Below are 8,953 nucleotides of genomic sequence, written 5' to 3'. Positions count from 1 at the left end.
CGGGTAGTAGTTGTTGTCGATGGCGTACGACTCCACGGCGGTGCCGATGGAGCGGATGTCCGCCATGGTCCGCTTCTGCTTGCCGCGGTCGATCGCGTTCAGCAGGTTCGGGATCGCGATCGCGGCGATGATGCCGATGATCGCCACCACGATCAGGAGCTCGATCAGCGTGAAACCTTTCGCCGTCCGGTGGCTCATGTCCTAAGGCCTCCTTTCAGGTCCTGCACGATCTATAGCAATCGGTCTGCCACGAGGGAATTCGATACGGGCTTCCCGTCATCTCCCACCCTCCCAGCGGTTTCCTCGATTCACTCCCCGATGCATCGGGCGCTCCCTGCTGCCGGGTGTCCTTCCTCCCGCCAATCCTCGTCAGCCGAGAGATCGCGGTGACGATGAACGTCAGTCCGGCGGGCTTCCGGCCCGGGCCACCCACGCTTCTCCGTCCACCGTGTCGAGCGTCGCGTCCGCGCCCTGCGTCGCGTCCCGGACGGTGAGTCCGTACTTCTTGCCGAAGTACCGGAAGGACCGGAAGGTCATCCCGAGCATCTCCGCGGCCCGGGTCTGGACGCCGCTGCTCCGCTCCATGGCCTCGATCATGAATCGGCGCCGAAGCTCCTCGAGGTGCGTCTCGAGGTCGATGCCGGACTCCGGCAGAACGACGTCCACCTCGCCCCGGCGGAACTTGCCGCTTCGCACCTCCCTGGGGAGGCTCTCAGGCTCGATCGTCTCGCTGGTCTCGAGGGCCACCGCTCGCTCGAGCACGTTTTCCAGCTCGCGGACGTTGCCGGGCCACTGGTACGACTCGAGGCATTCCAGGGCCGCCTTCGAGATCCCCGCCACTCCCTTCACCATCTGGCGCCGGTACTTCTGGAGGAAGTGCTCGGCGAGCGCCGGGATGTCCTCCGGCTTCTCGCGGAGCGCGGGCATCCGGATGGGAATCACGTTGATGCGGTAGAAGAGGTCCTCCCGGAACCGCTTCTCCCGCACCATTCGGTCGAGGTCCTGGTTCGTCGCGGTGATGACCCGCACGTCGACGTCGATCTCCTCGGTGCCGCCGACGCGACGTATCCTGCGCTCCTGGAGGACCCTGAGGAGCTTGATCTGCATCGCGGGAGAGGTCTCCCCGATCTCATCCAGGAAGATCGTGCCGCCGTTCGCGACTTCGAAAAGCCCCTTCTTGTTCGCCGACGCCCCGGTGAACGACCCTTTCATGTGGCCGAACAGCTCGCTCTCGAGCAACTCGTCGGGGAGGGCGCCGCAGTTGATCGAGACGAACGCGCCGTCCTTGCGCCCCGAGTTGTAGTGGATCGCGCGGGCGATCAGCTCCTTCCCGGTGCCCGATTCCCCCGAGATCATGATGGTACTGCCGGTCGTGGCCACCCGCTCGATGAGGTCAAAGATCGTCCTCATCTTCGAGCTCCTGCCGACCAGGCCGTCGAAGCGGTACTTCGCCTGGAGCTCGGCGCGCAGCCCCTGGTTCTGGACCTTGAGCGCCTCGTTCTCCGCGGCCAGCCGCTTCTGCTCCATGGTCTTGCGGACGACCGCCTTCACCTCGTCGAGGTCGAAGGGCTTCTCGACGTAGTAGAGCGCCCCCTCGTTCAGGGCCTCGATGGCGGTCTCTTTCGAGCCGTAAGCGGTCATCAGGATGACCGCCGCGCCGGGATCGCCCTTCCGTACGTGACGCAGGAGATCGAGTCCGGACATCCCCGGCATGGAGATGTCGCTGATCACCAGATCGATTCCCTCTTCCCGCTCGGAGTCCATGCGGTCGCGCGCCTTGAGCCCCGAGTCGGAGGTCTCCACCGCGTACCCCTCCTTGCGCAGCATCAGCGCCAGGAGGTCCCGCATGCTCTTCTCGTCCTCGACCACCAGGATCCTGTTCAACGCCCCGCTCCTTCCGCGCAGGCGACCTCTCGCTCCGCGGCGCGCGTTCCCCCGGCACCCGACGACCGGACCGGGAGAAGGATCCTGACGCGCGTACCCTTTCCCGGCCTGCTCTCGACCCCGATGCGACCGCCGTGCTCCTCCACGAGCCGGTAGACGATGGCCGCGCCGAGGCCGGTTCCTTCCTCGAAGAGGCTGTGGAACGGCTGGAAGTAGGCGGCCACCTCGTTGTCGTCCATCCCGACCCCCTCGTCGGCGAACACGATCTCCACCTGCGCGGGCTCCCTGAGCGGCGTCAATGCGAGGGTCAGCTTTCCGCCCTCGGGCATCGCCTTGAGCGCGTTGGTGGCCAGGTTCCAGAACACCTGCTTCATCCGGTTGGGATCGACCTCGCACCAGACCTGCTCGGTGGCCCAGCGGGTCTCGACGCGGTGGGCCCTGCCGAATTCCCGGCTCTTGCTCAGGAGCTTCAGCTGGTCGTCGAGGAGGCGCACCAGGTCGCACCGCTCCGGCGCGAACGTTCCAGGCCGGGCGAACGTCAGGAAGTCGCGGATCGCGCGATCGAGCCGCTGGGACTCCCTGAGGATGATGTCCATGAGATCCCTCGTCTCCCCGTCCGGGTCGAGACGACCCCTCAGGTACTGCACCGACCCGCTGATCGCCGCCAGGGGGTTGCGGAGCTCGTGAGCCATCCCCGCGGCCATCTCGCCGAGCGCGGCCATGCGCTCCTTGAGACGCACCTCCTGCTCGAGGGCCTGGATCTCCGTGAGGTCCTGGAAGATGAAGATGTAGCCGAGGGGGCTCCCGGCCCGGTCGTGGAGGTTCGAGACCGCGATCCCGAGGAAGATCTTCCTCCCGTCGGGGGTGTCGAAGTAGCGCTCGAATCGGTAGCGGCGGTTCGCCAGAAGGAGCTGCCGGATCGCCTTGAGGAAGCCCGGGCCCTCGCCGATCCACTCGCCGAAGGAGCGGCCCACGATTTCGCCGGGGGGCCACGACGTGATGTCGGAGGCCCCCCGATTCGCGAAGTTGATCCGGCCGTCGAGGTCGGTGGTCAGGAGGCCGCTGTTGATCGACTCGATGATGTTCTCGTTGAGGGCCTGGAGCCGGACCACGGCGCCGCGGCGCTCGGCGAGCTCGCGCCCCTGGGCCCGAAGCCGCTCCGACAGATAGCTCGCGAGGAGGGCGACTGCCGCGAACGCGACCAGGTGGACGACCAGGAAGTACACCGCTCGTCCGGGCTCCCGGGGAGAGGGGGCGAGGAGGCCCCACGGAATCCACGACACGCCGAACAGCACCAGCGCCGCGTACATCGTCCAGCAGACGCCGGCGAACACCAGCCCGCCGCGGCGGAAGAGCAGCATGGAAGCGACGATGATCGGGAGCAGGTACAGGAACGACATCGGGCTGTCGATCCCCCCGGTGATCCGGACGAACCCGGTGACCACGATGCTGTCGCCCGCGAGCTGGAGGTAGGCGAACACGATCCGGCCCTTGAGCCAGGGGTCGAGCGCCGCGTGAAGGAGCACCATTCCGTACGCCGCCGCCGACAGCCCGAACAGCGGCCTCAGGGTCTCGCCCGGCCGGAGCAGCAGCTCGATGGCGAAGGCCGAGATCAGGATGGCCGTCACGGTGACGACCCTCAGGATCATCAGCCACCGAAGCTGTCGTTCCATCTCGGTCCGGTCCATCGCTCCGCCGGTCCGCCGGGCGTCCGGGGTCGGCCCCCCGGCCCGCCTCAGCCGATTTTCGAGATCAGGTCGAACATCGGCATGTACATCGAGATCACGATGCCGCCGATGACGCCGCCGAGGAACATGATCATGATGGGCTCGAGGAGGGCCAGGAGATTCGCCGTCGCCTCGTCGACCTCGTCCTCGTAGAAATCCGCGATCTTGTTGAGCATGGTCTCGAGGGCGCCCGTCTGCTCGCCCACCGCGACCATCTGGACCACCATCGGAGGGAACACGTCGGTGTTCTTCAGCGGCTCCGCGATCGTCTTCCCTTCCTCGATGCTCTTCCTCGTGGCCATGATCGCGTCCTCGACCACGGAGTTCCCCGCGGTCCGCGCGGTGATGGCCAGCCCCTCCAGGATCGGCACGCCGGAGGAGACGAGAGTTCCGAGGGTCCTGCAGAATCGCGCCACCGCGATCTTGCGGAGGACCTGCCCGAGAACCGGGGCCTTGAGGAGCAACCCGTCCAGCACCCGTCGCCCGTGATAGGTCTTGTGGTAGCGATTCAGGGCGAAGACCCCGAGACCGATGGCCGCGAAGACGAGCCACCACCATGCCCCGATGAAATGGGACAGGCCGATCGTGATCCGCGTCGGCAGCGGGAGTCGCGCCCCCAGCCCCTCGAACAGGGTGGCGAACGTCGGGATGACCTTCCAGAGGATGATCCAGACGACGCCGATTGCGATGAGGATGACGGCGATCGGATAGACCATGGCGGACCGAACCGCCGCGCGCAGCTTGACGATCTTCTCGATGTACTGGGAGAGCCGCTGCAGGATCGTGTCGAGGATACCTCCCGACTCGCCGGCGGCCACCATGTTGGCGTAGAGGTCGTCGAACGCCTTAGGGTGCTTCCGGAGCGCGTCGGCCAGGGTCGAGCCCGACTCCACGTCCTGACGGACCTGGAACAGGATCTTCTGGAAGGTCCGGTTCTCCTGCTGCGAGCCCAGGATCTCCAGGCACTGGACCAGCGGCAAGCCGGCGTCGATCATCACCGAGAACTGCCGCGTGAAGATCGCGATCTCCTTTCGGCTGATGCCGCCGCCGAACTTCGGGAGCGCGAACTCCTTGCCTTTCTCCGTGACCGCGGTGACCATGATCTGCTGCTTGCGCAGCGCGGCGATCACGGCGTCCTTGGTCTCCGCCACCAGGACCCCTTCCTGGATCTTTCCGGCCCGGGTCTTCCCTTTCCAGGAGTAGTTGGGCATCTTCGGTTCCTCCTCGAACGCGGCGTCAGCGCCGTGCGGCCGGCCCGCGCTGGGCGGCGGCGGCGACGGTGGTGGGGGTGTGGATCAGGCCCGCCCCCCGGTTGATCATCTCCTGCAGCTCGTCGGGGTTTGAGGTCATGGAGATCGCCAGCTGCAGGGTGATCTGCTTCTTGAAGTAGAGCGTGGCCAGGGACTGGTTGAAGGTCTGCATCCCGAAGTGCGTCTGCCCGGTCTGCATCGCGGAGTAGATCTGGTGGACCTTGTCCTCCCGGATCAGGTTGCGGATGGCGGAATTGGGAATCAGGATCTCCATGGCCAGGACGCGCCCGTGGCCGTTGGCGCGGGGAAGCAGCGCCTGGCACATGATCCCCTCGAGCACGAACGACAGCTGCGCACGGATCTGGGACTGTTGGTGTGCGGGGAACACGTCGATGATCCGGTTGATGGTCTGCGCGGCGGAGTTGGTGTGGAGGGTCGCGAAGGTGAGGTGGCCGGTCTCCGCGATGCGCAGCGCGGACTCGATCGTCTCCAGGTCCCGCATCTCGCCGATGAGCACCACGTCCGGGTCCTGACGAAGCACCGAGCGCAGGGCATTGGCGAACGAGTGGGTGTCCGCGTGCAGCTCCCGCTGGTTGACCAGGCACTTCTTGTGGGAGTGGAGGTACTCGATGGGGTCCTCGATCGTCACGATGTGCTCGTGCCGCTCGGCGTTGACCTTGTCCAGCATCGCCGCAAGCGTCGTGGACTTGCCCGAGCCGGTGGGGCCCGTGACCAGGATCAGCCCTCGGGGCTTCTCGCACAGGTCGGAGACGATGTCCGCCAACCCCAGGTCCTTGAAGGTCCTCATCTCCCATGGGATGGTCCGGAACGCCCCCGCCACGGCGCCCCGCTGGAAGAACACGTTGGCCCTGAATCGCGCGAGGCCCTTGACGCCGAAGGAGAAGTCGAGCTCCAGCGTCTCCTCCAGCCGGTGCTTCTGGTTGTCGGTGAGCACGCTGTACACGAGCTGCTTCGTCTCGGACGCGGTGAACGGAGGGAGCTGCAGCGGGACCATCTTCCCGTCGATCCGGATCTGGGGGGGCGAGTTCGTCGTGATGTGCAGATCGGTTCCCCCCTGGTCCACCAGGGTCTTGAGCAGCTGGTGCATCGTGACGCCCATGACACCTCCTCCGGAACGGCGGTCGCCGGCGCGAAGCGGAGCGGCGATCGCTAGAGCACGGTCTCCCGGACGACTTCCTCGACGGTGGTCTGGCCCTCGCGGAGCTTCTGCAGGCCGGAGGCGCGTAGGGAGAGCATTCCCTCGTCGATCGCCTTGCGCTTCAGCTCCATGGCCGAGGCGCCCGAAAGGATCAGCTCGCGGATCTCGTCGGTGATCTCCATGACCTCGAAGAGGCCGAGGCGACCCCGATAACCGGTGTTGTTGCAGTTGGCGCAGCCCTTTCCCTTGAACAGCTTGAGGCGCGGCGCCTCTTCGAGCGAGAACCCCACGTCCACCAGGGCCTGGGTGGGCATGTGGATCTCGTCCTTGCATTCCTTGCAGATCTTTCGCACCAAGCGCTGGGCGCAGATCAGGTTGACCGAGGTCGCCACGAGGAAAGGCTCGATCCCCATGTTCATCAGCCGGTTGATGGTCGAGGGTGCGTCGTTGGTATGGAGGGTGGACAGGACCAGGTGCCCGGTGAGCGCCGCCTTGACCGCGATTTCCGCGGTCTCGAAGTCGCGGACCTCGCCCACCAGGATGATGTTCGGGTCCTGGCGAAGGAACGACCGCAGCGCGGTAGCGAAGTTCAGGCCGATCTGCTCCTTCATCTGCACCTGGTTGATCCCGTGCAGATTGAACTCCACCGGGTCTTCCGCCGTGATGATGTTCGTCTCCGGCGTGTTCACCCTCGCGATGGAGGAGTAGAGGGTGTTGGTCTTGCCGGAGCCCGTGGGACCGGTCACCAGGACCATGCCGTACGGCTTCAGGATCGACCGCTCGAACTTCAAGAGCGACTCCGGCTCGAAACCGAGCCGGGTCATGTCCAGCACCAGATTGTCCTTGTCGAGGAGCCGGAGCACGATCTTCTCCCCGAACAGCGTGGGGAGCACCGAGACTCGGTAGTCCATCTCCTTCGTCTTCCCCTGGAGCTTCATCTTGATCTTGATGCGCCCGTCCTGGGGGAGCCGCTTCTCGGAGATGTCCAGCTTGGCCATGATCTTGAGGCGGCTGGTGATGGCGTCCTTGAGCTTGAGCGGCGGGTGCATGATCTCGTACAGGACGCCGTCGATCCGGAACCTCACCCTGAAGTCCTTCTCGTACGGCTCGATGTGGATGTCGGAGGCGCTCTTCTTGATCGAGTCCGTCAGGATGATGTTCACGAGGCGGACGACCGGCGCCTCCTCGGTCGCGGCCTCGAGCTGGTGGACGTCGATCTCCTCCTCGTCCTCCAGAAGCTCGAGTGCCTCGGCCTCCGCCTCGGCCATCTCGTCCATGACCTTCTTGAGCTCGAGGGCGTGGGTCGATCCGTAGTACTTCTCGATCGCCTCGCGGATCGCGATTTCGCTGGCCACCACCGGCTCGACCGTGTAGCCGGTCATGAATCGGATGTCGTCCATGGCGAAGACGTTCGTGGGGTCCGCCATGGCGATGGTCAGCGTCGCCCCCGTTCGATTGACGGGCAGGACGAGGTACTTCTGCGCCACCTCGGAAGGGATCAGGTTGATCACCGACTCGTCGATCTCGAAGTGGCGGAGGTTGATCGAAGGGACGCCGTACTGTTCGGAGAGCAGCTGCGTGATCTCGTCTTCCTTGACGTATCCCAGTTTGACGAGGTTGTAGCCGAGCTTCCCCCCGTTTTTCTTTTGGGCCTCGAGCGCCTCCTGAAGTCGGTCCTGGGTGATGAGACCGGCCTTGAGGAGCATTTCTCCCAGTTTGACCGCCATCGACCCTCAGGCCCCCTTGACGCCGTGCCGGGCGCACATTGCCAAATACTCAATGTGCACTACATGAATATGCAATATCATCAACGTACATCTAGACTTCTTACCGAAGTCATCCCGAATGTAGGTTCCGTGAAAATAATTGTCAAGGAAGCCACCTGGGTGACAAATTCCAACACTTACAGGCGGGTTTCCGGGGTTATTTCCGGAGATTCCGGGATCTCCAACCGTCGGAGGGCGCGGGACTTATCTGAGAAGCTGACGGTCTCAGCGACGCTCGTCGCGGCGGGATCGGCGGGAGCGACGGAGGCGTCAGGCAGCGGGGCTCTTCTTCGCGGGGGCGAAGCGCTCCATGAATCGGGTGGACACCCGGCCGCGAACGAAATCCTCGTCGGTGAGGATCCGCTGGTGCATCTTGACGTTGGTCTTGATTCCCTCGACGACGAACGATTCCAGCGCTCGTCGCATCCTGAGAATCGCTTCTCCCCTCGTGTTCCCGTGTGCGATCACCTTCGCGATCATCGAGTCGTAGTGCGGCGGAACCACCGCCTCGGCGTAGCACGCGGTGTCCACGCGGATTCCCGGCCCTCCCGGGAGGTGGAGCGACCGGATCTTCCCCGGACTCGGCGTGAAGGTGTCCGGATCCTCGGCGTTGATGCGGCACTCGATCGCGTGACCGGACACCGCGACCTCTTCCTGCATGAACGAGATCGGCTCACCCGCGGCGATCCGGATCTGCTCTTTGATCAAGTCGATCCCCGTCACCATTTCGGTGACGGCGTGCTCGACCTGGATGCGCGTGTTCATCTCGATGAAGTAGTAGTCCCCCCGGTCGTCGAGCAGGAACTCGACCGTCCCTGCGTTCACGTAGCTCGCCGCCCGGGCCGCCTCGAGCGCGGTAGCGGCCATCCGGACTCGGAGCGGCGCGTCGAGCGCCGTCGAGGGGGACTCCTCCAGCAGCTTCTGGTGCCGGCGCTGGATCGAGCACTCTCTCTCGAACAGGTGCAGTAGGTTCCCGTGCGTGTCGCCCAGGACCTGGAATTCCACGTGCCTCGGGTCCGGCAGGTACTTCTCGAGGTAGACGTCGGGGACGCCGAAAGCGGCCCCGGCCTCCGAGCGCGCAGCATCGAGCATGCGCCCCATCTCGGCGGGCGTCGGGACGATCCGCATTCCCCTGCCGCCGCCACCCGCGGAGGCTTTGATCAGCAC

6 protein-coding genes and 1 pseudogene are annotated in these 8,953 nt (G+C 65.2%); all 7 read right to left on the bottom strand.

Annotated features, from left to right (window positions below):
• Positions 1-108: 108 nt before the first annotated feature.
• Positions 109-198, bottom strand: a pseudogene (locus LAO51_18710) (prepilin-type N-terminal cleavage/methylation domain-containing protein).
• 201 nt (positions 199-399) lie between these two features.
• Positions 400-1,884 carry a sigma-54 dependent transcriptional regulator gene (locus tag LAO51_18705; GenBank protein ID MBZ5640773.1) on the bottom strand — a complete coding sequence of 495 codons (1,485 nt, stop codon included), beginning with the start codon at positions 1,882-1,884 and terminating at the stop codon, positions 400-402.
• Positions 1,881-3,572: a PAS domain-containing protein gene (locus LAO51_18700; GenBank protein MBZ5640772.1), complete on the bottom strand. Its 1,692-nt coding sequence runs from the start codon at positions 3,570-3,572 to the stop codon at positions 1,881-1,883. The genes LAO51_18705 and LAO51_18700 overlap by 4 nt, the downstream gene beginning before the upstream one ends.
• Before the next feature lie 47 nt (positions 3,573-3,619).
• Positions 3,620-4,822, bottom strand: coding sequence for a type II secretion system F family protein (locus tag LAO51_18695; protein MBZ5640771.1), 1,203 nt, complete (start codon positions 4,820-4,822; stop codon positions 3,620-3,622).
• Between the two features lie 25 nt (positions 4,823-4,847).
• Positions 4,848-5,981: a type IV pilus twitching motility protein PilT gene (locus LAO51_18690; GenBank protein MBZ5640770.1), complete on the bottom strand. Its 1,134-nt coding sequence runs from the start codon at positions 5,979-5,981 to the stop codon at positions 4,848-4,850.
• A gap of 50 nt (positions 5,982-6,031) precedes the next feature.
• Positions 6,032-7,747 (bottom strand): type IV-A pilus assembly ATPase PilB, encoded by a 1,716-nt coding sequence (gene pilB, locus LAO51_18685; GenBank protein ID MBZ5640769.1) that lies wholly within the window; start codon positions 7,745-7,747, stop codon positions 6,032-6,034.
• Between the two features lie 309 nt (positions 7,748-8,056).
• A partial coding sequence (locus LAO51_18680; protein MBZ5640768.1) for an acetyl-CoA carboxylase biotin carboxylase subunit occupies positions 8,057-8,953 on the bottom strand: 897 nt, incomplete at its 5' end.

The organism is Terriglobia bacterium (assembly GCA_020073205.1).
Lineage (GTDB): Bacteria > Acidobacteriota > Polarisedimenticolia > Polarisedimenticolales > JAIQFR01 > JAIQFR01.
Note: the sequence above shows the minus strand (reverse complement) of the source record. Positions and strands in the feature narration are given on the sequence as shown.

Coding starts and splice junctions, on each gene's coding strand:
- LAO51_18700 (MBZ5640772.1), bottom strand. CDS start 3,572: ATGGACCGGACCGAGATGGAACGACAGCTTCGGTGGCTGATGATCCTG.
- LAO51_18695 (MBZ5640771.1), bottom strand. CDS start 4,822: ATGCCCAACTACTCCTGGAAAGGGAAGACCCGGGCCGGAAAGATCCAG.
- LAO51_18690 (MBZ5640770.1), bottom strand. CDS start 5,981: ATGGGCGTCACGATGCACCAGCTGCTCAAGACCCTGGTGGACCAGGGG.
- pilB (MBZ5640769.1), bottom strand. CDS start 7,747: ATGGCGGTCAAACTGGGAGAAATGCTCCTCAAGGCCGGTCTCATCACC.